This is a genomic window from Rheinheimera hassiensis (assembly GCF_022436675.1).
Classification (GTDB): Bacteria; Pseudomonadota; Gammaproteobacteria; order Enterobacterales; family Alteromonadaceae; genus Alishewanella; species Alishewanella hassiensis.
This window is the reverse complement of the sequence record NZ_JAKUJZ010000002.1, coordinates 188,655-210,423: the sequence shown is the minus strand read 5'-3', so window position 1 is coordinate 210,423 and position 21,769 is coordinate 188,655. Positions and strand designations below refer to the sequence as shown.

At 48.4% G+C, this 21,769-nt stretch carries 21 protein-coding genes, 1 tRNA gene and 1 other RNA gene; 10 read left to right on the top strand and 13 right to left on the bottom strand.

What is annotated here, in order from left to right; translation table 11 throughout:
• Nucleotides 1–559: 559 nt before the first annotated feature.
• Entirely contained in the window at nt 560–1,006 is a 447-nt protein-coding gene (locus MJX74_RS03880; protein WP_240221035.1) for a hypothetical protein, read from the bottom strand.
• Between the two features lie 346 nt (nt 1,007–1,352).
• Between MJX74_RS03880 and MJX74_RS22005 the strand changes: the two genes are divergently transcribed.
• Both MJX74_RS22005 and MJX74_RS21995 read left to right on the top strand, forming a co-directional pair.
• Nucleotides 1,353–1,769 (top strand): type 1 glutamine amidotransferase domain-containing protein, encoded by a 417-nt coding sequence (locus MJX74_RS22005; RefSeq protein ID WP_240221033.1) that lies wholly within the window; start codon nt 1,353–1,355, stop codon nt 1,767–1,769.
• Between the two features lie 3 nt (nt 1,770–1,772).
• Nucleotides 1,773–2,057, top strand: a complete 285-nt coding sequence (locus MJX74_RS21995) for a type 1 glutamine amidotransferase family protein (RefSeq protein ID WP_240221031.1) — start codon at nt 1,773–1,775, stop codon at nt 2,055–2,057.
• Nucleotides 2,058–2,126: 69 nt separating this feature from the next.
• Here MJX74_RS21995 and MJX74_RS03865 read toward each other — a convergent pair whose 3' ends face one another.
• Entirely contained in the window at nt 2,127–2,681 is a 555-nt protein-coding gene (locus tag MJX74_RS03865; protein WP_240221029.1) for a TetR/AcrR family transcriptional regulator, read from the bottom strand.
• Between the two features lie 115 nt (nt 2,682–2,796).
• Here MJX74_RS03865 and MJX74_RS03860 point away from each other — a divergent pair, with 115 nt between their 5' ends.
• On the top strand, nt 2,797–3,405 hold the full coding sequence (locus MJX74_RS03860; protein ID WP_240221027.1) for a short chain dehydrogenase: 609 nt from the start codon (nt 2,797–2,799) through the stop codon (nt 3,403–3,405).
• 70 nt (nt 3,406–3,475) lie between these two features.
• The gene (locus MJX74_RS03855) at nt 3,476–4,081 is read left to right on the top strand and encodes a DUF1349 domain-containing protein (protein WP_240221024.1); all 606 of its coding nucleotides are present in this window, start codon (nt 3,476–3,478) and stop codon (nt 4,079–4,081) included.
• Nucleotides 4,082–4,390: 309 nt separating this feature from the next.
• Here MJX74_RS03855 and MJX74_RS03850 read toward each other — a convergent pair whose 3' ends face one another.
• Together MJX74_RS03850 and MJX74_RS03845 are read right to left on the bottom strand one after the other, a co-directional pair.
• Nucleotides 4,391–5,368 carry an MBL fold metallo-hydrolase gene (locus tag MJX74_RS03850; protein WP_240221023.1) on the bottom strand — a complete coding sequence of 326 codons (978 nt, stop codon included), beginning with the start codon at nt 5,366–5,368 and terminating at the stop codon, nt 4,391–4,393.
• Nucleotides 5,369–5,543: 175 nt separating this feature from the next.
• Nucleotides 5,544–6,062, bottom strand: a complete 519-nt coding sequence (locus tag MJX74_RS03845) for a YkgB family protein (RefSeq protein ID WP_240221022.1) — start codon at nt 6,060–6,062, stop codon at nt 5,544–5,546.
• Nucleotides 6,063–6,187: 125 nt separating this feature from the next.
• Between MJX74_RS03845 and MJX74_RS03840 the strand changes: the two genes are divergently transcribed.
• Nucleotides 6,188–6,715, top strand: coding sequence for a MarR family winged helix-turn-helix transcriptional regulator (locus tag MJX74_RS03840; RefSeq protein WP_240221021.1), 528 nt, complete (start codon nt 6,188–6,190; stop codon nt 6,713–6,715).
• A 91-nt stretch (nt 6,716–6,806) separates the two neighbouring features.
• On the opposite strand, the gene MJX74_RS03835 is transcribed toward MJX74_RS03840, so the two are convergent.
• The 7 genes from MJX74_RS03835 to MJX74_RS03805 all read right to left on the bottom strand — a co-directional run bounded on the left by MJX74_RS03835 (nt 6,807) and on the right by MJX74_RS03805 (nt 15,674).
• Complete coding sequence (locus MJX74_RS03835; RefSeq protein ID WP_240221020.1) at nt 6,807–7,490, bottom strand: FMN-binding negative transcriptional regulator; 684 nt, start codon at nt 7,488–7,490, stop codon at nt 6,807–6,809.
• 468 nt (nt 7,491–7,958) lie between these two features.
• Nucleotides 7,959–10,850 (bottom strand): aminomethyl-transferring glycine dehydrogenase, encoded by a 2,892-nt coding sequence (gene gcvP, locus MJX74_RS03830; protein ID WP_240221019.1) that lies wholly within the window; start codon nt 10,848–10,850, stop codon nt 7,959–7,961.
• 105 nt (nt 10,851–10,955) lie between these two features.
• The gene (gcvH, locus tag MJX74_RS03825; protein ID WP_240221018.1) at nt 10,956–11,342 is read right to left on the bottom strand and encodes a glycine cleavage system protein GcvH; all 387 of its coding nucleotides are present in this window, start codon (nt 11,340–11,342) and stop codon (nt 10,956–10,958) included.
• Between the two features lie 59 nt (nt 11,343–11,401).
• Nucleotides 11,402–12,481 (bottom strand): glycine cleavage system aminomethyltransferase GcvT, encoded by a 1,080-nt coding sequence (gene gcvT, locus MJX74_RS03820; protein WP_240221016.1) that lies wholly within the window; start codon nt 12,479–12,481, stop codon nt 11,402–11,404.
• 189 nt (nt 12,482–12,670) lie between these two features.
• A complete protein-coding gene (locus MJX74_RS03815) occupies nt 12,671–13,894 on the bottom strand; it encodes an FAD-dependent monooxygenase (protein WP_240221014.1) in 1,224 nt (407 codons plus the stop codon).
• Nucleotide 13,895: 1 nt separating this feature from the next.
• Entirely contained in the window at nt 13,896–15,092 is a 1,197-nt protein-coding gene (ubiH, locus tag MJX74_RS03810) for a 2-octaprenyl-6-methoxyphenyl hydroxylase (RefSeq protein ID WP_240221012.1), read from the bottom strand.
• A complete protein-coding gene (locus MJX74_RS03805) occupies nt 15,093–15,674 on the bottom strand; it encodes a UPF0149 family protein (protein ID WP_240221010.1) in 582 nt (193 codons plus the stop codon). It lies immediately after the preceding gene.
• Nucleotides 15,675–15,869: 195 nt separating this feature from the next.
• On the opposite strand from MJX74_RS03805, the gene ssrS reads away from it, so the two are divergent.
• From ssrS to serA, 4 genes are all read left to right on the top strand, one after another.
• Nucleotides 15,870–16,054: non-coding RNA, 6S RNA (gene ssrS, locus MJX74_RS03800), on the top strand.
• A gap of 36 nt (nt 16,055–16,090) precedes the next feature.
• Complete coding sequence (locus MJX74_RS03795; RefSeq protein ID WP_240221008.1) at nt 16,091–16,711, top strand: 5-formyltetrahydrofolate cyclo-ligase; 621 nt, start codon at nt 16,091–16,093, stop codon at nt 16,709–16,711.
• Nucleotides 16,712–16,956: 245 nt separating this feature from the next.
• Nucleotides 16,957–17,613 (top strand): ribose-5-phosphate isomerase RpiA, encoded by a 657-nt coding sequence (gene rpiA, locus MJX74_RS03790; RefSeq protein ID WP_240221006.1) that lies wholly within the window; start codon nt 16,957–16,959, stop codon nt 17,611–17,613.
• Between the two features lie 82 nt (nt 17,614–17,695).
• Nucleotides 17,696–18,922, top strand: coding sequence for a phosphoglycerate dehydrogenase (gene serA, locus MJX74_RS03785; RefSeq protein WP_240221004.1), 1,227 nt, complete (start codon nt 17,696–17,698; stop codon nt 18,920–18,922).
• Nucleotides 18,923–18,977: 55 nt separating this feature from the next.
• Here the strand turns inward: serA and MJX74_RS03780 are convergent, their stop codons facing one another.
• Nucleotides 18,978–19,775, bottom strand: a complete 798-nt coding sequence (locus tag MJX74_RS03780; RefSeq protein ID WP_240221002.1) for a DUF481 domain-containing protein — start codon at nt 19,773–19,775, stop codon at nt 18,978–18,980.
• A gap of 159 nt (nt 19,776–19,934) precedes the next feature.
• Nucleotides 19,935–21,353 carry a glutamate--tRNA ligase gene (gltX, locus tag MJX74_RS03775; protein WP_240221000.1) on the bottom strand — a complete coding sequence of 473 codons (1,419 nt, stop codon included), beginning with the start codon at nt 21,351–21,353 and terminating at the stop codon, nt 19,935–19,937.
• 200 nt (nt 21,354–21,553) lie between these two features.
• Between gltX and MJX74_RS03770 the strand changes: the two genes are divergently transcribed.
• Nucleotides 21,554–21,629 (top strand) — tRNA-Val (locus MJX74_RS03770).
• Nucleotides 21,630–21,769 lie beyond the last annotated feature (140 nt).

Below are 21,769 nucleotides of genomic sequence, written 5' to 3'. Positions count from 1 at the left end.
ATAGGTACAGCTGGTCTTGGAAGGATAGAACCTCTTTTGAAGGAGCCAGAAAGTGTCTGAGCCCCTAACGAGCGACAAATATCGTCAGGAAGGAATTTGAACAGCTTTAGCTGGTCCGCAGGAAGCCTTGCATACTTGCCTCGGCGAGTGAAGAAGAGTGTTGTATCCGGCATGAGGAGAAGATGACTAAGAAAAACCCCGGCTCGCTGGCCGGGGTTTCAGTTGTTACTACATAAACGTGATCACGACACAACTAGTTGGAAACTTTATAGCCATATTTTTCAATGACTTATAAATACACTATGAGCAAACCTAATTGGAAACTTAGCCAGTTTTCTTATGTCAAATTTCCTAAGTAAAATCAAAACTAGTTGGAAACTCCTCTGGAGGTCTTATTCCACAAGGGTTTTAGTTGCCCCATAACTGACAATGTCTTGTACCTTGACACATCTGCTTGGCCTTGATCATTGGAAAATTAGGTCTTGCAGTTATTTAGAGCTGTCATTGGCACCTCGTTCTATGATTTTACTCACTTAGCGAGGTGTGCAGTACTTCCAGATCAGCAGCGTAATTGCCGATAGCGTTGTAACAGAGTTTGCAGCCTCTGTGGTATGGAACCATAGATATCTTCATCGATCTGATAAGCTGCAACATTGCCGGAAATAAAATGCAGCGAAGGCAGCAACAGCTCCATCACCGGTAAAATAGCCTCTGGCGCAGCATCAAGCTTTTCTTGAACCAGACTAAAATAACAATCGACGGCACAATCACTGTCGTCGGAACTGTAATGCTCATCCACGATATAGTCACGTAACGCAAAAATATAATACTGAAAAGCTCTAACTGGCATAAACCGCAGTTCATCGGTACGCTCAATCACATTTCGTTTGAACAGGGGTTGCAGTTCTGCACGCGTTTTGCCGAAGAAAATCTCAAAAGCAAAGCGGGAATCAATATCGTCTTTGTAACCTAGCCAGTCTTGCAAGCCAGGAATTTTATCAGTCATCAGTTACTCTCTTGGGTTGAATTGCGTTAATCGAGCAGATTCAAAATGAACGTGTATCTTAATCAAATTTATGGCCTGTATAGGTGAATTGTTCCAACGCACCATTAGCGGAGAACTGCGATTACCTGTTGAGGCAATCTACGATCTGGCTGATGTGGCTGATGTGGCTGATGTGGCTGAAGCTGCTCGCGCAACACGGTTACTAGGGCGCAAAGGTAAGATTTTGCTTAAGCCTTGATAGGTATATAGTGGCTACTGACTTAATCAATTAACAGTAGCCACATAATGTTGTGTGGGCCTTACTTAGCTGGGACGTCAAGCCATCCGTCAATATCGGGAGATACTTATGAAAAAGAAGATTTTGCACATCGTGACTAATGTCGAACGGTACGAAACCGTTGACAAACTTACGGGTCTTTGGCTCGGTGAATTGACTCATGCTTACGACGAATTCGAAAAACAAGGCTACCAGCAGGATATTGCCAGCCCCAAAGGTGGGCGGACACCTATTGATCCACGTTCGTTGGGAAGTATGGCTGTCGATAAATCAATACGTGCACGCCAAAACGACAAGACGTTTATGGACTTGCTGGATAACACACTGGCTATTGCTGATGTGGATTGGCGTGATTATGACGCCATTTACTACACAGGCGGTCACGGTGTGATGTGGGATTTTCTGAACGATTCTAAGCTTCAGGAAATTTCCCGTAACATATTTGAGCATGGTGGCGTCGTATCAAGCGTGTGTCACGGTTTCTGAGGTTTGTTAAATATTCGATTATCAAATGGCTCTCGCCTGATTGATGGCAAGACTATCACCGGTTATTCATGGTTTGAAGAGATAGCAGCAGGTGTAGCTAAGTATGTCCCCTATAATGCCGAGAAAATCGCAAAGGATAATGGTGCCCGCTACGTCAAAACCTTCCTTCCCTTTGTTCCTTACGTCGTAGCCGATGGTGCACTTATTACCGGTCAGAATCCGTTTTCTGCCAAACCCACGGCGAAAAAGGTGATCGAGTTTCTGAGTACTGCTGCGTCAAAAACCTGATCAAATAGAGTGTAGAACACCACCGCAATGTGAGTCAGCTCCCAGTCAGGGGAGTTGACTCCATGCCTTTTACTTCATTAACAAACTTGCCAGGAAAGATTCGGCTTCGTGCTGCTGAACCTGCCCATCAGCCACAGCTTTAGATAAAGACTTTGCGGCACCTGCAAAAGCAATAAATGCCAGCTTGCTAGCCGATTGCCCGTCGAACTTTTTCAAGGACGCTTCCCAAAACGCTAGCATGTTATTGTCACAATTTAGCTTCACTTGCTCTGTTTCCGCTGAACCGTCTAAAGCTGCATCAACAGCCAGTGAAAGAGAATCCGACGACAAGACACAATCAATATAACAATGCGCTAACACCTTTGCCGCTGATGTGGAGTCTTCAGCATACGCCAGCGCTTTCTGTGTTGCTATCAGATGACTCTGACAGTAGTTCTGATAAAGCGTAGTCAACAGACCCGCACGGCTCTCAAAATGTCCATAAACGATAGGCTTAGTAACCCCTGCTTTTTGTGCGACTCGGCCTAAAGACAAGGCATCAGCACCTTCCTCTTTTAGAACTTCTAATGCACATTCAAGCAACTGTTCAAAACGCTGCGAGGCACTCATTCGTTTTTTTTGCATAAGCTCAGTATCTTGTTGACAGATAATAACGCGAAAGATAGCATGCCCGGATTAAGTTACTAAAGGTAACTTAATCAAATGTGTTTTATGTATCACAAAGTATTGAGGTCTAGTAATGAAAACTGTTCTTGTCATCGGCTCGACTGGAAGCATGGGAAAAGCCGCGTTATCTGGCCTGTCTCATCATAAAATCATCACTGCAAATCGCTCAGGAAATGGAGCGGATCATACTGTGGATATCACAAGTGAAGCATCTTTACGAAAGCTTTTTGATACCATTGGTAACATTGATGCTGTTGTTAATACAGTAGGTTATTGTGAATACGCCACATTTCTGGAGATGACCGATCAGCAATGGCGCACAACTATCGATAGCAAGCTTATAGGCCAAATGAATATAGTGCGTATCGGCAGTGACTACGTTACAGAAGGCGGTTCTTTCACTCTCATCTCAGGTATTTTGTCGGTTAAACCCATCCCTTTTGCGATTGCTGATGCAACAACAAGTGGTGCCATCGAAACCTTCGCAAAATGTGTCGCTTTTGAGATGCCACGTGGCCTTCGTGTAAACGTCATTAACCCAACGGTATTAGAGGAATCATGGGACGTTTACGGTGAGATGATGCCAGGCTTCCAGCCTGTACCAGCGACACTGGTTGGCAAAGCGTTCCAACGCTCTGTTGATGGATTCATTTCCGGACAAGTCCTGACGGTTGACGCTTAAAACAACAGTCCAGATCCGTTTGCTGTGTTTCTTAACATCGAAAATAAAACCAATATTAATTGGAGGTACTATGGCAGATCATCACCCGTTTGATGGATTTCAATGGCTTAACGAGAGCCACGCGACCATTCAGAATGGCCGTCTCACGTTAGTAGCTCCTGCTAAAAGTGATTTTTTCTACAATAACAATACCTCAGCAGAAACAGGTATTACCCCCGAAAATCTCAGCAATGCCCCATTTTATTTCACGGAAGTTGCAGGAGACTTTGTCTTGACGGTGAAAGTCTCTGTTGATTTTATGGATACCTATGACGCAGCTGCTGTTATGGTGATGAAAAATGACCATGTTTGGGTGAAGTCCTGTTTTGAGAGAACTGACTTCGGTACAAATGCAGTGGTCAGTGTAGTCATGAATCAGGTAACAGATGATGCTAACGGCTGCAATATCAACAGTAATAGTGTCTGGTTAAAAGTAGTGCGAATAGGCCAGTCTTTTGCGCTTCATTATTCTGTTGATGGCGAAAAATTTAACATGACACGAGTCTTTACTTTACCTGTTGAAGACATTGTTAAAGTAGGGCTGGTTGCGCAAGCTCCTATTGGGAACGGGGGTGAACGTCACTACGAGTACTTTTCCTTAGAAAAGAAAACTCTGGATAACATTCGTTTTGCTTAGAACGTGTTGACGTTTCAGGGAGAGTTGCAGTCTGAGCTTGTGCATGTGTGCGAAGCCTGAGATATCCACTTTGATTGTTGAAGGTGAATCTTCACAAGGTCTACTGTCCAAATTAGAGCAATTGCAGATCAATCTTGTGCGCATATAACTAAAAGAGAACTTCCAGCTGCTCGCGTAAAAGAATTATTACAAATCTGACCTATCCCCTAAATTGAATTAGTACCAATCCCGCGATGATATTTTCAGCTTTAGAAATCTCATCAATGTCATGGTCTTAAATTTGGGGGATAGGTCACTTTCTGTACGAATTTAATCTCTGTTGCGATAGACTGCTGGTACCCAGTCATACCCTTGATTATTTTTGCGTAGATACCCTACGCCGGGGAAATTCAAATGTGGTGCTGCGATCAGTTTCCTCTCTTTGGCTCCCCGATCAAATTGCTTAGTTCTCTGCTCTCGAGCTGCATCTTGGTCAACATCAAAATTAATCGTAACATCAGGCTTTGGCATCTGCACTGATTCAATATGGACAATGTCCCCCCAAAATTCCATTACTTCACCTAGACTATCCAGCCTGAAAAAGCTATGGCCGGGTGTATGTCCCGGTGTTGGAATAGCGGTTATTCCGTCAAATAAGGTTGCAACTTCTGAAAACGTCTTTACCTTTCCCATCGCTTGGTACAATCCAATAGTTGCTTTGGCCTCATGATGATATTGCGGTAACAATCCTCTTTTTAAATTGGCTGGATCAAGGAAGAAGTCCACATCAGCTTTGTGGACGTGAACAGTGGCATTAGGAAACATTATCTTACCGCCAGTAGCAAGTCCGCCAGAGTGATCCGTATGAATATGAGTTATCAATATATCCGTGATGTCAGCCGGATTAAAGCCAGCAAGAGCCAAACTTTGCGGTAAACGGCCCCCTACTTCCCCAAAAAACTCGCCCGCACCGGTATCTACCAGAATTACCTTATTATCAGTTTTAAGCAGAAAGGCATTTATCGACGTTTCCGTAGGCGTAACCTGAAAAGCACGAGTCAATAATGTTTTAATTTCGCTTGGTGATACACCATTAAGTAATCCTTGAATATTAAGCGGGGTAGTTCCATCACTCAATGCCACGACGTCAATATTACCTACTCTAAACCTGGCAATATCTGCGCCGTAAAACTGATTAACATTTTTTCTCTGTTCAGTAGTATCTGTCTGGCGTACATCTGCCGACACCAAGTTGCTTGCTAAAGCTAAAGCTAACAGGACGCTATAAAGTTTTTTGATTTTAAACATAACTATATTCCTTAGGGTTGAATAAATAATTAAAGCAGTACATAGACTTTGTATTACGTATTGAGAATCAATTTGACACTGGAAAAATCGGAACCATCTGAATTGTTGGGTTGGTGAGACTGAGTTGCCCCGTAAAGCCTGATCGGGGCGGCAAAGACAACTTTTTATATCACTGCTATTGCTGACGTCCTTTGCTTAATAACGTTGTAAGTCCTTCGGCAAGAACAGCCAGACTCACACCTAACATCGCTATGTCTTTAATCAAAAATGAGCCTAAGGCGTCTAGCCATGGAAAACCTCCTGACGCACCTTCCCATATAGGTAAAGCAAACATGATTGAAACGGTTGTTATGAAGATACCTGAAGCTAGTGCACCACCGACTACTGCTGCACGTGCTGACCAAGGCGATGCAATAAGTAAGATTGCAGTAATAACTTCGACTACACCTAACAGGTAAGATGCTCCGGCTTCGCCAAAAACAGGGTAAAGCCAAGCAAGCCAGGGCGTTCCGCTAATGAGCGGTTTAAGTACTTCAACCTCCACTGCGGTAAATTTCAGAATACCTATCATAAACAGTGGGATGATAACTCCAGCTAATGCGACAGTGCGTCCTGCTGTTGTCAATACTGACGCCAGCTTTTGTGCTTGAGCGATACGAGTTGAAGTTGTGGTGTCGATATTTGTGTGTTGCATGGTGCTCTCCTGGGATTATGTATGACTCAAGCATATATCATAAAACTTGATTTGTATGCATTGCGCATATAATATTAATGCATAACTAATGACATTTATATGCTTTGAGCATACAGTTGGGTACTATGACGGTTCACAAAATTGAAAATACGGTAGGAGCTTTGGCTTTGGCATTGTCGGATTCCTTTATGCTGGCGACTCAGGAACTGGCTCCTGAACTGGGGCCTGCCGCAGCAGCCTTGGCTTTACTAGGGCACGAACCAGGTATGCCGATTGAGAGACTCAGACGTGCATTAGGTTTGTCTCATTCCGGGACTGTCCGGCTTGTCGATAGACTCGTTGCCGGAGGCGTGATTGAACGGCACTCATCAGAACAGGACCGTCGGGCCGTTGCGCTTCACCTGACGAAGAGTGGTGAAGAAAAGTGCGCAGCAATTCTTGCTGTACGCCAACAGCGTATCTCATGTGCCTTGAAAGTTCTGGATCCGCATGAGCTGGAAGCCCTTGGAAAAATAGCTGAGAAGTTACTTAAAAATCAGGTGCACAATTTGGATGAGGCCTACTGCGTTTGCAGGCTTTGTGATCCTGCTGCTTGCGTCAATTGTCCTGTGGCAGCAGCACTTAATGAATCTGAAACTGCACAGAAGCTCTAAACACAGCTCACTAACTGAAAGCTATGTTTCTAATCGACTACACTCCCACCGGTCCATCTGAACCCGCTGGTAGCGCAGTCGATAGAACGCGCTACTGCTCTCTTAGGTTCCTCAACAGCGCATGAAGTGATGAAGGAGTGCCGTCATATCCGCCGACCAATTTTGCCATCATCCCGTCTTGCTGCAAGTTTCTTTGTTTTAGACCTTCAACCAGTCCGGGCTTATCACCGGGAGAGTCCCCTTGGCTAATCTTAGCTGTCAGATCGTATTCAGCGATTTCTAGCCGGTACCCCTGAATCATTTTACGCCAACCGTTCCACAACTGAGGGTCAAGCTCCTCAGTACGCCAACCATTGGCCGGTTCGTTCGCTAAAACAAGATCCCTGATTTGGTTCTGGAGCGTTAGATCGTCAATCAGCTCTAGACGACCACGAATAACCAAACTCAAGTAGTTGTAGGTAGGTGCTGTTTGGCTCCTATCCTGATTTTCACCTTGAAAACTTGCCGTATACCAACTGGGCGAAATAGCTGCCCCAGGCCCCTGAACCATTATCGTGATAGGCACATCGGGTATCATCGCCTTTGCAATGGGATTCACTAATGCTAAGTGAAACTCAACCGCTCCCGCTGAATTTTGTCCGGTGCGTGGGGTAAGTGGAGCTTGCGCTACGAGTGGTCCCTTGTCGCCATTCACCAAGATTGTCGCGAATGGAAATGTTTTGACCATCTCCAAGACAAGTGATGGGTCGTGTTGCTTGAATTCGGCGTAGTGCATTTTATTAACCCCTTTACTCTGGTCTAAACGCAGTCTATGTAATCCCTCCTTGAGGAGCACCAGACTATACTATAGATATTGTGTCAGTGAAGATGCTATTTCTACTGAAAGTCTAACCATATTCCCACCTCCACATGGCAGAAAATATCCTCTGGAAAAACCGAAGAACTTGATCAGTCAGACAGAGCAATTTTGTATGCTATGACACGCCACTTTGAAGCCAGAACTCCGCATTATCAGGCAACATTAAAAGAACTCATCACACACGCAAATGATCCTGCCAGCACGATGATTTTTAGTGATGATCTCTACTGAACGGTCGAGCCTGATTCAGACGTAAAAAAGAGGCGAACCTAAGTTCGCCTCTTTTTATCAGTGTTTCACACGAGTTTCCTTCTAGTTTGGTCGGTTTCCAACTAGATAGGATCAGTATCCAACTAGATATGTCGTGATCAAAGCGCTAACCGCTTACCGATACGCTTCCGGGCTTGGGCACGAACACATCAGGTTGCGGTCGCCGTATACGTCATCAATACGGGTAACCGTTGGCCAGAACTTGTTCTCTGCCACGTAAGCTGCCGGGAAGGCGGCGTACTGGCGCTCGTAGGCGCGGTCCCATGCCGGGTCGAAAATGTCTTGCATGGTATGCGGTGCGTAGGCCAGAGGGTTGTTGTCCACTGTCCACTCGCCTGCTTCTACCTTGGCAATTTCGGCACGGATGGTGCTCATCGCTTCGATAAACTTATCCATCTCGGCTTTGCTTTCAGACTCGGTTGGCTCAATCATCAGCGTGCCGGCTACCGGGAAGCTCATGGTTGGTGAGTGATAACCAAAGTCCATTAAGCGCTTGGCAATATCCATCTCGGTAATGCCACTGGCTTCTTTAGCCGGACGAATGTCGATAATACATTCGTGCGCCACACGGCCGTTGGTGCCGCGGTACAGTACCGGGAACAACGGGTCGAGTTTGTTTGCCATGTAGTTAGCATTCAGGATGGCGTATTCAGTAGCTTGTTTTAAGCCCTCGCCGCCCATCATGGCAATGTACATCCAGCTGATTGGCAATATACCGGCACTACCAAACGGCGCGGCAGATACGGCGCCGTTATCCTTGCCGGTACCGTCGATACCAACCACAGCGTGGTTAGGCAGGAACGGTGCCAAATGGCTTTTCACACCGATAGGACCCATGCCCGGGCCGCCACCGCCGTGTGGAATACAGAAGGTTTTGTGCAGGTTTAAGTGCGATACGTCTGAGCCGATAAAGCCAGGTGCCGTTAAGCCTACCTGAGCATTCATATTGGCGCCGTCCATATACACCTGGCCGCCGTAGCTGTGAATAACGTCGCACAGCTCACGGATACTTTCTTCAAATACGCCATGGGTAGATGGATAAGTAACCATGATAGCGGCTAAGCGGTCGCCCACTTCTGCGGCTTTGGCTTTTAGATCCGCCATATCGATATTGCCGCGCTTGTCGCACTCTACCAGCACTACGTCGTAGCTGGTCATGGCGGCAGTGGCCGGGTTAGTACCGTGCGCCGATACCGGAATTAAACAGATATTACGATGGCCTTCGCCGCGGCTCTCGTGATACTTACGAATGGCCACCATACCGGCGTACTCACCCTGGGCACCCGAGTTTGGCTGCATAGAGATATTGTCGTAGCCGGTGATATTTACCAGCCAGTCGCCCAGCAGGTTAATCATCTCGTAGTAACCATCAACCTGGTCGCGCGGCACGAACGGGTGCAGCGAGCCAAATTCAGGCCAGGTTACCGGGATCATCTCGGCAGTGGCGTTTAGCTTCATCGTGCATGAACCTAACGAAATCATCGAGTGGTTTAATGATAAGTCTTTGTTTTCCAGCTTTTTGATATAACGCAGCATCTCAGTTTCACTGTGATACTGGTTAAATACCGGATGGCCCAGCACGCTGTCGTTACGCACTAAATCGGCAGGAATAGACTTGCTGCCGTCTTCAACAATAGCGCTGTCCAGTGCATCCACGCTTAAGCCGTGGCCTGCGCCCAGAACGATATCAAACAGCTCTGCGATGTCAGTGCTGTTGGTGGCTTCATGGAAGCTTACCGCTAATGAGTCGGCTACGTCGGTGCGCAGGTTAACACCAGCCGCTAAGGCACGCTTAACCACAGCAGCACGGTCGCTTACTTTAAAGGTAACGGTATCGAACCAGTGCGCGTTAACTAAAGCCACGCCTTTGGCTTGTAGGCCGGCAGCAAAAATATCGGCATTGCGGTGAATACGCTGCGCGATATTTTTCAGCCCCAACGGGCCGTGATACACGGCATAGAACGATGCCATATTGGCCAGCAACACCTGAGCAGTACAGATATTCGAGTTAGCTTTTTCGCGGCGGATATGTTGCTCGCGCGTTTGCATTGCCATACGCAGTGCCTGATTACCGCGACGGTCTTTCGACACACCGATAATACGGCCCGGCATAGAGCGCTTATAAGCATCACGGGTAGCAAAAAATGCCGCGTGCGGGCCGCCGTAGGCCATAGGTACGCCAAAACGCTGGGCGCTGCCTAATACTACGTCAGCACCTAATTGGCCCGGCGCCTTTAACAGCAGCAGTGCCATAGGATCGGTAGCAACGGCAACTATGGCTTTTTTCGCCTGTAACTGCGCTATTAATTCGCTGTCGTTACGGATATCACCGTTAGTAGTTGGGTATTGAATTAAGGCACCGAATACGTCGTGCGCAGCAGCATCGGCCGCTTTACCTACCAGGATGTCAAAACCGAACATTTCGGCGCGGGTTTTTACCACGTCGATAGTTTGCGGGTGTACATCATCGCTGATAAAGTACAGGTTAGACTTGCTCTTGGTAACACGCTTGGCTAATGCCATGGCTTCAGCAGCGGCGGTGGCTTCGTCCAGCAACGAGGCGCTGGCCAGCTCCATACCAGTTAAATCCAGCGTTAATTGCTGGAAGTTTAACAGCGATTCTAACCGGCCCTGGGCAATTTCCGGCTGGTATGGCGTGTACGCCGTGTACCAGCCCGGGTTTTCCAGCACATTACGCAGGATCACATTGGGCGTTAACGTCGGGTGATAACCCATACCAATGTAAGATTTGAACATTTTATTCTTTGCCGCAGCTTGTTTTAACACAGCTAATGCATCGGCTTCAGTACGGGCCGGGCCGGTGGCCAGTGGTGTGGTCAGGCGGATATCCGCCGGTACCGTTTGGGCAATCAGCGCTTCAATGCTGTCTACACCCAGCTCACTTAGCATGGCAGCGGTTTCTGCCGCGTCCGGGCCGATATGGCGCTGAATAAATTCGTCGTGGTTCGCAAGTTGCGACAGGGTTTTCACAGCGGAGTTGGTCATGCCTGGAATGTCCTGGTAAGGTTTTGTTGCTACTAAAAGCTAAGCCCCGTGGCTTAACGTTTAACTACTACGGGCACGGGGCTTAAACGGATTGGCTAAGTTGGCTTACTCGTCGATAGAGTTTTTGTAGCCGGCAGCGTCTAACAATGCTGGCAGTTCAGCAGTATCAGACACTTTAATTTTAAACATCCAGCCATCTTCGTACGGGCTGCTGTTTACCAGCTCTGGTGAGTCGGCCAGCGCTTCGTTTACTTCGACAATTTCACCTGACAGCGGCGCATAAATATCAGAGGCGGCTTTTACTGACTCGGCTACTGCGCAGTCATCGCCCTGAGTTACGGCATCGCCTACGTCGGGTAATTCAACAAACACCATATCACCCAGCAGGCCCTGGGCGTGCTCAGTAATACCTACAGTGTAGATACCGTTGCCTTCGTCGCGCGCCCACTCGTGGCTGCTGGCGTATTTCAATGTGTTAGGAATTGAGCTCATTGTTTAATCCTTAGCTGGTGTCGTCTTATTTAGTCTGTTTTTTTAATTACTGTCACAGTTTAGATAACTTTCTTGCCCATGCGAACAAAGGCAGGCTTTACTACTTTAACCGCAACCATCTTACCGCGAATATCCACTTCGGCTGTATCGCCTGCAGTCGCAGGTACGCGGGCCATGGCAATACTGTAGCCTAATGTTGGCGAGAAAGTACCTGAAGTAATCTCACCTTCGCCGCCTTCTACCACTACGCGTTGGCCATGGCGTAATACGCCTTTTTGTTCCATTACCAGGCCAACCAATTTAAAGGTACCTTCGGCTTTGTGTTGTTCAATAGCTTTACGGCCGATAAAGTTGCGCTCTTGTGGTGCCCAGGCAATGGTCCAGCCCATATTGGCTGCCAGTGGCGATACGGTTTCGTCCATATCCTGGCCGTATAAGTTCATGCCGGCTTCTAAACGTAAAGTGTCACGCGCACCTAAACCAGCCGGGGCTACACCGGCATCCAGCAGTTTTTGCCAGAAATCGGCGGCCTGCCCGTTTGGTAAGGCAATCTCGTAGCCGTCTTCACCGGTGTAACCGGTGGTAGCAATAAACAAGTCACCAGCCTGCACACCAAAAAATGGCTTCATACCAGCAACTGCAGCTTGTTGCTCAGCGCTTAATAAGGTGGCGACTTTAGCTTTGGCATTTGGGCCCTGTACGGCAATCATGGCGAACTCAGGACGCTCAGTTACGGTTACATCAAAAGCCTTGGCTTCGTTGTTGATGTGGGCTAAATCTTTTTCACGGGTGGCCGAATTGACCACAAGACGGAAGAAGTCTTCCTGCAGAAAATACACAATTAAATCGTCAATCACGCCACCGGCTTCATTTAACATGCCACTGTACAGCGCTTTGCCCGGCACGGTCAGTTTAGCGACATCATTGGCCAGTAAATAACGCAAAAAGGCGCGGGTGCTGGCGCCTTTTAAGTCAACAATAGTCATGTGAGAAACGTCGAACATACCAGCGTCGCGGCGTACCGCGTGATGTTCTTCAATTTGAGAGCCGTAGTTGATGGGCATGTCCCAGCCGAAGAAGTCAACCATTTTGGCACCCGCTTCGAGGTGTTTGCCATGTAACGCAGTTTGATTAGCCATTGTTATGTCCTGCTTAATGTAAGGCCCGCATGGCGCCGGAAATTCAGCGCCGCTGTTTAGTTTTAATTAACTTATGCAGCATCGGCGGATAAAAAGGCGCTCGGATTATAACGCAAGGCTTCCGTTGCCAACAGCCCCAGATTAATTAGTTTTTGTAATGCGACGGCCGTAATTACCAAAAAAACTAACTCAGGCACTACGCGCAGTTTTTGCCTGAGGCCGGGCAAGCTTAGGCAAGTCGCCACTGTTACCAAGGGCTGCGGCAATAATCTGACCTTTTAACCACGGCAATTGATTAATACCACTCATGCCAACAGCTCTTACCAGCTTAAGCAACGGCTGCGAATTACTGAAACCACGCTTAAAAGCTTCCATCGCAGCAATCAGGGTTTGCGCTTCTGCCTTACGCCAGCGCTCATACCGGCGCAGCAGGCGGTTGTCGGTAAAGTCTTTATTGTCACTCACATATTCACTGATTAGTTCTGCTAATGCAGCAACGTCCATCAGGCCTAAATTCATGCCCTGCCCCGCCAACGGATGAATACTGTGGGCGGCGTCGGCTACCAGCACTACCCGGCCGCGCAACCAGCTACTGGCATAACGCATTTTCAGGCCAAAGGCTTTGGGTTCAGTATGCAGTTGCAGTAAACCCAGCACACTGTTACTGGCAGCAGTTAGGGCCTGGTTAAAGCCATGCTGGTCCAGTGCCAGCAGTTGTGCAGCGCGCTCTGGGTTGCAGCTCCAGACAATAGAGCATTGCTGTGGATCAGGCAGCGGTAACATCGCCAGCGGCCCGGTCGGTAAAAACACCTGTCTTGCTGTGCTCTCGTGTGGCTGTGCGGTGTTAATGGTTGCCACAATAGCCTGCTGCTCATAATCCCAGTGGGTAAGCGGTAGCTGCATAGTTGTGCGCACCATAGAATTTACGCCATCAGCACCTACCAGTAAGCGGCTTAGCAGTAATTGCTGCTGGTTAATATTAATCAGCACATCGCGCTCGCTTTGTGCCAGGCTGTTGATCGTGCAGTTAAACTCTAAGCGTACATTAGTGTGCTGCTGTAATTGCTGATACAGCGCCACACGCACTTGCTCGTTGTCGCAAATCCAGCCAAGTTCAGATAAACGCTCAGCTTGTGCATCAAACTCAATTCTGGCAAAGCTGTCAGCATCCCATACCTGCATACGGTTATAACTTTGTGCCGTGGCGGCAATAGCTGGCCAGGCGCCAATATGGCTAAGCACGCGCATAGAGGCCAGGTTAAGCGCGCTAACCCGCTGATGGTTAATATTGCTGCTATGTGGCGCATCGCCCTGCTCCAATATAACAATTTGCAGGCCAAGCGGTGCCAGCAGCAAAGCCAGGGTTAACCCGGCGCTGCCGGCTCCGACAATAGTAATATCAACATTTTGCATTTTAGCTCCGCAGCCCCATGGCCTGTTCGGCCACAGGGCGTTTTAATTCATCGCACAGTGTCATCGCCAGTAAACCGGTGTTACGCGCCAGCGCCATTAAGCGCGAGCGGTTAGAGAAAATACGCACCAAAGCATCGGTGGCGGTGGTTACGGTGTTGATATCTAGCTGGCGGGCCTGCTGGTAGGCGCGCAGCATAGCATAACCGCCAATATCGTGCGGCGCGGCGCTAACCTGACGTACCAGCTCAGCAATATCGCGCAGTGCCAGGTTAAAGCCCTGGCCGGCTATCGGGTGCACATTATGCAAACTGTTACCTAACAGCGCCGTACGATGGCGCACTATATCGCCGCTGACACGTAAACTAAGCGGGTAGCTAGCCCGCTTTCCTGCCCCACTGAAGATACCGGCGCGGTAGCCAAATGCCTGCTGTACCTGTGCTACAAAAGCAGTGTCATTAAGCCGCATTAATCTATCTGCTTCATCCGGTGTGGCGGTATATACCAGCGAATAGCGCTGGCTGGTAAGCGGTAATAATGCGATGGGGCCATGTTCAGTAAAACGCTCAAAGGCTGTGTGCTGGTGCCCCTGTGCTAATGCCAGATTGGCAATCACAGCATGCTGCTGATACTGACGCTCCAGCACACTAAAACCTGCCATGCTGCGGCTGGGCGATAAACCACCTTCGGCAATCAGCAGTAATTTAGCTTGCAGTACTGTGCCATCATTTAATGTCAGCACCTGCTGTTGTTGAGTTGGCGTTATTGCCGTCAGGGTATTGGGGGCAAAGCGTTGCAACTGTTTATAGCCTGCCAGTTTTTCTGACAGCAGCGCGCCTAAATGCTCTACTTCCAGCACATAACCCAGCGCCTGTTGCTGATATTCCGCCGCACCAAGCCGGGTTTTACCGAAATGGCCGCGATCAGATACGTGAATATGCTCAATAGCACAGGCTTTGGGCTTAATGTCTGCCCATAACCCCCATTGCTGCAGCAAATTAACACTGGCTGCGGCCAGCGCTATGCTGCGACTGTCAAAACTGGCCTGGCTGATTGTTTCAGCCTGCTGTTCAATAATTGCCAGCTTAAGTGCCGGGTTAGCCTGCAGTAACGCCCAGGCCAAAGTGCTACCGGCCATGCCGCCGCCACTGATCACTATATCAAACAGCGGGAGATCTGAAGTTACAGCAGTCTGTGTCATTTAATGTAATGTCTTATTGCCGACCGGTTTAGGGCTAAATTTCTGCCCCACTTCGGTGTAGCAGGCCAGCGCCATAATACGGATATGTTCCAGCACCAGAAAATATGCTTCTTCGTTTTCCTCGCTGCTGCCATCATCGGTGGTGTGAATATCAATACGGGTAACTTCGCTCAGTTGATCCAGTGCTTCGCGCACATCATCTGATACCAGCGACAAATCGGTTTGCTGTACAGCAAAGCCAACCAAAAATGCCTGGGTCCATTCTACCATGGCGTCAAGGCGCTCTGGCAGGCTGTCGTCGTCACTTGGTAGTAACATGCTGAAGCTAAAATCGTTTTGCGCCAGCTCTTTGTGGGTAACGTCAATTAAGCTTGCCACATGCTGTTTTACATCTGCTGGTAATGCCTGGCCATCATTGAGAAAATCGTGCAGCACCGGCAGCAGTTGTTGTGCGTCGGGCTCTACTCCGGCGCTTAACAAACCGGCAATTAAACCGTGTACTTCGGCTGCAGACGCCATAACATAAGCCTGATCCAGCTTGTAGGTCCACTCGTCGTAGCTTAATAAAAAAGGGCTGCTCATATAACTGTTCGTGCTGTGATTACCTGCCTTTATGCTACCACCCCGGCGAAAAAGCGCCAACCTTCGCACTGCAGTTTTAATCATGGCGTAAAGCGTAAACAAAAGTTGCTGAAAAACCATGCAACTAACATCCGCAGGCACAAAACTGCGATGAATAACCTTATACAAGGCAAACTGCGGTGTTATACTCAAGCCTGTTCTCTGGATTGTTGGTGATCAGGTGGATGTCCCTGAGCCGATAATTGTTTTTACATAGGGATTCTTCTGCGCTGCCAGTGTGCAAGCCCGGCCCGTACCGGGAAGCCTGAGGCAGCCATCTGACTCCCGCCTTGAACCTATGGTTCAAGGGCTAACACCAGACACGGCAATTTGGAGAACCTCTTTTATTCTGCCACCGTTCAGGCATACTCAATTATATGACTACCGCCACACTGAACTCTGTTTTGCCCGATACAACAAGCCAGCGCCAACAACTCAGAAGTCTGATCCGTAAAAGGCGGCAACAGCTAAGCGCCGGGGCCCAGCAACAAGCTGCTACTGATTTAGCCGCAAAGGTGCTCGCCAGCGATATTATTGCGCCAGGCCAGCATATAGCGTTGTATTTAGCCAATGACGGCGAGCTGGATACCTATCCGCTTATTCAGGCCCTATGGCAGTTGGGCAAAAGCGTGTATTTGCCGGTGTTGCATCCGTTTGTAGCCGGTTATTTGTTGTTTGTGCGCTACGATAAAGACACCTTGCTCTCCCCGAATAAATTTGGCATACCAGAGCCTTTTCCAGCCTGCCACCGACTGATACCGCTGCAGCAACTGGATATTATTTTTACGCCATTGGTCGCCTTTGATGCAGCCGGTAACCGCCTGGGTATGGGTGGCGGTTTTTATGATCGCACTTTGTCGCAACTGCCGCCTGAAAGCCACTGTCAGGTTATCGGTCTGGCGCATAACTGCCAGCAGGTAGATGCCGTGCCAGGTGAGGCCTGGGATATTCCGTTAAAGCAGATTATTACGCCGGGGAAATATTTTGATTTTCGCTGAGTGCTTAAGGCTTAACCCAAGAAAGCAGGCCAGAAACGCGGTCTGGTCGCCACAGAGTGTCTGAGCCCTGCCGCAGGCATTAGGGCGAGTTGCTGTGGCGAGCCAGAGGGCGTATTGTGGCCGGCGACATATACACCTAACCCATGCTGTAAAACAGTTTTGCCTTTTTCCGTTTTTGCCCTTTTGTCGGCAGGCCCTTTCGATATAATATCCATCTGTATGGCTAAATGAATTTGGAACAGCTGATGACACAAGATGAAATGAAGAAAAATGCCGCCTGGGCTGCGCTGGAGTTTATCCCGCGTAATACCGTGGTTGGCGTGGGCACCGGCTCTACGGTAAATCATTTTATCGACGCCCTGGCCAGCATTAAGTATGACATTAAAGGTGCGGTGTCCAGCTCGGTACAATCTTCCGAAAAACTCAAAGCACTGGGTATCGAGGTGCTGGATTTAAACAGCATTGACAGTTTTAGTGTTTACGTTGACGGTGCCGATGAAATAAACGCGCAAAAACATATGATTAAAGGTGGCGGTGCTGCCCTTACCCGTGAAAAAATCGTGGCGGCTGTCGCCGATACCTTTATTTGCATTGTTGATCAAAGCAAACAGGTTGAAGTGCTGGGTAAATTTCCGTTGCCTGTAGAAGTGATCCCAATGGCCAGCAGCTATGTGGCGCGTGAGCTAAGTAAGCTGGGTGGCCGGCCGGTATTACGTGCCGGTGTGATCACCGATAACGGCAATATGATCCTCGATGTACACGATTTAGCTATTACTGAGCCACTGGTATTGGAGCAACAAATTAATAATATTGTCGGCGTAGTCACCAATGGCATCTTTGCGCAGCGCGCTGCCGACATGGTATTGGTAGGCAGTGCCACAGGTACACAGGTTATTCGCTAAATAACAGCTCAAGGCCACGAAAAACTATAACAACAATAACTAACCAACTGATTTTATTTTTAATTTATTGAAGAGACGTGACATGGAAAAATTTTCGCTGGCCAAAGACAAAATTAAGATATTGTTATTAGAAGGCTTGCACCAAAGCGCCGTGCAAAGTTTTAAAAATCAGGGCTATAGCAATATTGAGTATTTAAAAACCTCCCTGCCGGAAGACGAGCTGATCGAACGCATTAAAGATGCCCACTTTATCGGGATCCGCTCGCGCACCCAACTGACAGAAAAAGTACTGGAGGCCGCCGGCAAGCTGGTCGCTATTGGTTGTTTTTGTATCGGAACCAATCAGGTAGATTTAACCGCAGCATTAAAACGCGCTATCCCGGTATTTAATGCGCCGTTCTCCAACACCCGCTCGGTAGCCGAGCTGGTTTTAGGGCAAATTATTATGTTGCTGCGCGGTATTCCGCAGCGTAACGCCGCCGCCCACCGTGGTGAATGGCAAAAAACGGCGAATAACTCTTTTGAAGCGCGTGGTAAAACCCTCGGCATTATCGGTTATGGCCATATCGGCACTCAGCTAAGCATTATGGCCGAGAATATCGGTATGCGGGTGCAGTTTTACGATATAGAAGACAAGCTGGTGCTGGGTAATGCCACTCAGGTAAATTTTGGCACCTTGCTAAAAACATCAGACGTAATAAGCCTGCATGTGCCAGAGACCCCGCAAACCAAAAACATGATTGGTGAAGCCGAACTTGAGTTAATGAAACCTGGCAGTATTTTAATTAATGCCTCGCGCGGTACTGTGCTGGATATTGATGCGTTAACTGAGACGCTGCATAGCAAAAAGCTGGCTGGTGCCGCTATTGATGTGTTTCCGGTTGAGCCTAAAGGTAACGACGAAGAGTTTATCTCGCCACTGCGTGCCTTTGACAACGTGATCCTGACACCGCACATCGGTGGCTCAACCCAGGAAGCACAGGAGAATATTGGCTTTGAAGTAGCCGGTAAAATGGTGAAATACAGCGACAATGGCTCAACCCTGTCTGCAGTGAATTTCCCCGAAGTTTCACTGCCAGAACATAGAGGCCGTTCGCGCTTGTTGCATGTGCATAAAAACCAACCCGGTGTACTGACCAAGATTAACGAAGCTTTTGCCCGGCTGAATATCAATATTGCCGGCCAGTACCTGCAAACGAATGCTGATATAGGTTATGTCGTCATTGATATTGATTCAGACGATGTAGAGCAGGCACTGAACGAGTTAAAAACCATACCGGGAACCTTACGCGCCCGCGTATTACACTGATTTTTCGGCAGTAAAACTCAAAGACAAAAAAGCCGGTTTTCACCGGCTTTTTACATCAGAACGTATACACCAGCGAAGCTGACGTTTCAGTGTCCATCTGCTTACGCTCCCCTTCTGGATCAGAGTTAAACTTCAGCACAAAATTAAACCGCATTGACAGGCTGCCTGCCAACTGAGCAGTCAAACTGCTGCGGCTTAGCAGGGTAGAGTTTTCACCATTTAGTGACATAGTGCCTTCCAGTGCCTGGCGAAACTTAGTGGTATCGTACAACTGATAATCCAGATTCGCCGCCAGATACCAGATCAGGCCGGTGTTGGCGTTACCCGACGCCGCTTCCTGATGACCGAAACCGGGGCCGGTTTCCAGATCAAAGTAATCGCTTTGTTTTTCATAAAGCCGGTTACCATACCCCACCACCAAAGAAGCCTGCTCTGTAAACGCACCAAACTTATCGTGCAGATAAGCACCACGACCAAACACCGTTTTCCTGCCAGTAACAATTTTGTAGTTGCTCTGGCCGGTAAAACCATAACGGCTGGCTGTGGTAACCTGGTTTTTGTCACCGGTGCTGGCATTGGTCACGTTATTTTTTTGCAACAGGCTTTGCAACTGATACCGGTTACGAAAATATTCCAGCTCATGCACCAGTTCACTGTTTGCCCGAATAGCAAAAGAGTCAGTATTGCCTGATGTCAGCAAAAACCCCAGCTCCACATCACCTGTCACGGTGCCAAAGAAGCCTATCGGCTGCAGTGGCTCTTCGCTACTGGGCAAGTGTTCTATTTCGCTCGCTTGTACCCCATACAAGCAAAGCATCAGCACAGCGCTGATACCTTTGTAAAAAGAAGGCATTATTCCGTCTGGTCACTCCTTTTGTATGATTAGTTACCCATGAGTTATATTGCCATCCCGGTTGTTATTATTTGTTCCCTGCCTTTCGGCTTTTTTATTGTATCAGCCAACATAACCCTGCCCAGTGAGACTGAACCGGGTTATCCGGGCTTTTAACGCTTATTGCTCTGTTTGCGCCGCGCGTTGCTGCACAGTTGTAATCGCATTTTGCAACCGCGCCAGACTGCGTGTTTTGCCAATCAACGCCAGCGTAATATCCAAAGCCGGAGAATTTCCGCCACCGGTTACCGCCACCCGCAGCGGCATACCAATTTTGCCCATGCCCACACCCAGCTGCTCCGCCGTGGCGTTTATCGCATCGTGAATGGCCGATACTGACCAGTCGCTTAATGCTTCCAGTTTGGCTGCAACGGCCTGCAAAGGTTCCAATGCGACCGGACGTAAATGTTTTTTTGCAGCATCAGCATCAAATTCACTGAAGTCCTCATAGAAATAGCGGCTTACTTCAACCATTTCTTTAAGTGTTTTTACCCGCTCAGCCTGAGCTTTCACCAGTTCAGTTAACGCCGGGCCATTGCTGATATCCAGCTCTTGCTCCGCAATATGCCACTGCAGCTGCGCTGCTACCTGCTCTGCTGGCAGGGTTTTCATATAGTGCTGGTTTAGCCAAATCAGTTTATCGGTGTTAAATGCCGACGGCGCGCGGTTACAGCTATCCAGGTCAAACAGCTGCACTAACTCGTCTTTGCTGAAAATCTCCTGGTCGCCATGTGACCAGCCCAAACGCACTAAATAGTTCAGCAAGGCCTCGGGTAAAAAGCCGTTGTCGCGGTATTGCATTACGCCCACAGCGCCGTGGCGTTTGGATAAGCGCTTGCCATCATCGCCCAGAATCATTGGCACATGGGCATATTTGGGAATATCTGCACCCAACGCGGCCAGAATATTCATCTGCCTTGGCGTGTTATTAACATGGTCATCGCCGCGGATCACATGGGTAATGCCCATTTTCCAGTCGTCAACCACCACGGTAAGGTTATAAGTTGGTGTACCGTCGCTGCGGGCGATAATTAAATCGTCCAGCTCGCTGTTGGCAATTTCAATGCGGCCTTTAATTAAATCATCGATGACCACAGTGCCGCTTTGCGGGTTTTTAAAACGGATCACGAAGGGTTTATCCGCCGGATGATCGGTACGGTCACGCCACATACCGTTATAACGCGGTTTTTCACCGGCGGCCGTTTGCGCTTCGCGCATAGCGTCAACTTCTTCTATGGTGCAAAAACACTTATAGGCTTTACCGTCAGCCACCAGCTGCGCTACCACTTCTTTATATAAATCAAAACGCTTGGTTTGGTAATACGGGCCTTCGTCGTAATCCAGCCCCAGCCAGCTCATGCCTTCTAAAATGGCATCAACCGATTCTTGGGTAGAACGCTCTAAGTCGGTATCTTCAATACGCAAAATAAATTTGCCGCCCTTCTTTTTGGCATATAACCAGCTGAACAAGGCGGTACGGGCGCCACCAACGTGTAAATAACCGGTTGGGCTAGGAGCAAAACGGGTAACAAGAGACATAGTTTATCCATCATAGTGCAATAATGGCGGCTATTGTAACAATGCCGCGCGCCGGATGCACCCGCTAAGGCGGAGCGGCTGCATCTGTTTTGCGTTAAAGCACGGCAGAATGTTTACTTTTGCAGCAGGCAAACCACAATTGCCAAAATAATGTTGACAGCTTTTTCATGCTCCCTATAATGAGCGCCATCAAACAGCGTGGATTGTTAGCTCAGCTGGGAGAGCACCGCCCTTACAAGGCGGGGGTCACTGGTTCGAACCCAGTACAATCCACCACTTGATGTCTTATCATGAAAAGCACCGCCCGCTCTTCACGACGAGACGGTGGACACTGATTAAAACCCAGTACAATCCACCAAATTTGATGTAAAAGACTTATCCCATGGATTGTTAGCTCAGCTGGGAGAGCACCGCCC

Bases quoted from the DNA above. Each gene is read 5' to 3' on its own strand.
- MJX74_RS03880 (WP_240221035.1), bottom strand. From the start codon at position 1,006: ATGACTGATAAAATTCCTGGCTTGCAAGACTGGCTAGGTTACAAAGAC.
- MJX74_RS22005 (WP_240221033.1), top strand. From the start codon at position 1,353: ATGAAAAAGAAGATTTTGCACATCGTGACTAATGTCGAACGGTACGAA.
- MJX74_RS03865 (WP_240221029.1), bottom strand. From the start codon at position 2,681: ATGCAAAAAAAACGAATGAGTGCCTCGCAGCGTTTTGAACAGTTGCTT.
- MJX74_RS03860 (WP_240221027.1), top strand. From the start codon at position 2,797: ATGAAAACTGTTCTTGTCATCGGCTCGACTGGAAGCATGGGAAAAGCC.
- MJX74_RS03855 (WP_240221024.1), top strand. From the start codon at position 3,476: ATGGCAGATCATCACCCGTTTGATGGATTTCAATGGCTTAACGAGAGC.
- MJX74_RS03850 (WP_240221023.1), bottom strand. From the start codon at position 5,368: ATGTTTAAAATCAAAAAACTTTATAGCGTCCTGTTAGCTTTAGCTTTA.
- MJX74_RS03845 (WP_240221022.1), bottom strand. From the start codon at position 6,062: ATGCAACACACAAATATCGACACCACAACTTCAACTCGTATCGCTCAA.
- MJX74_RS03840 (WP_240221021.1), top strand. From the start codon at position 6,188: ATGACGGTTCACAAAATTGAAAATACGGTAGGAGCTTTGGCTTTGGCA.
- MJX74_RS03835 (WP_240221020.1), bottom strand. From the start codon at position 7,490: ATGCACTACGCCGAATTCAAGCAACACGACCCATCACTTGTCTTGGAG.
- gcvP (WP_240221019.1), bottom strand. From the start codon at position 10,850: ATGACCAACTCCGCTGTGAAAACCCTGTCGCAACTTGCGAACCACGAC.
- gcvH (WP_240221018.1), bottom strand. From the start codon at position 11,342: ATGAGCTCAATTCCTAACACATTGAAATACGCCAGCAGCCACGAGTGG.
- gcvT (WP_240221016.1), bottom strand. From the start codon at position 12,481: ATGGCTAATCAAACTGCGTTACATGGCAAACACCTCGAAGCGGGTGCC.
- MJX74_RS03815 (WP_240221014.1), bottom strand. From the start codon at position 13,894: ATGCAAAATGTTGATATTACTATTGTCGGAGCCGGCAGCGCCGGGTTA.
- ubiH (WP_240221012.1), bottom strand. From the start codon at position 15,092: ATGACACAGACTGCTGTAACTTCAGATCTCCCGCTGTTTGATATAGTG.
- MJX74_RS03805 (WP_240221010.1), bottom strand. From the start codon at position 15,674: ATGAGCAGCCCTTTTTTATTAAGCTACGACGAGTGGACCTACAAGCTG.
- MJX74_RS03795 (WP_240221008.1), top strand. From the start codon at position 16,091: ATGACTACCGCCACACTGAACTCTGTTTTGCCCGATACAACAAGCCAG.
- rpiA (WP_240221006.1), top strand. From the start codon at position 16,957: ATGACACAAGATGAAATGAAGAAAAATGCCGCCTGGGCTGCGCTGGAG.
- serA (WP_240221004.1), top strand. From the start codon at position 17,696: ATGGAAAAATTTTCGCTGGCCAAAGACAAAATTAAGATATTGTTATTA.
- MJX74_RS03780 (WP_240221002.1), bottom strand. From the start codon at position 19,775: ATGCCTTCTTTTTACAAAGGTATCAGCGCTGTGCTGATGCTTTGCTTG.
- gltX (WP_240221000.1), bottom strand. From the start codon at position 21,353: ATGTCTCTTGTTACCCGTTTTGCTCCTAGCCCAACCGGTTATTTACAC.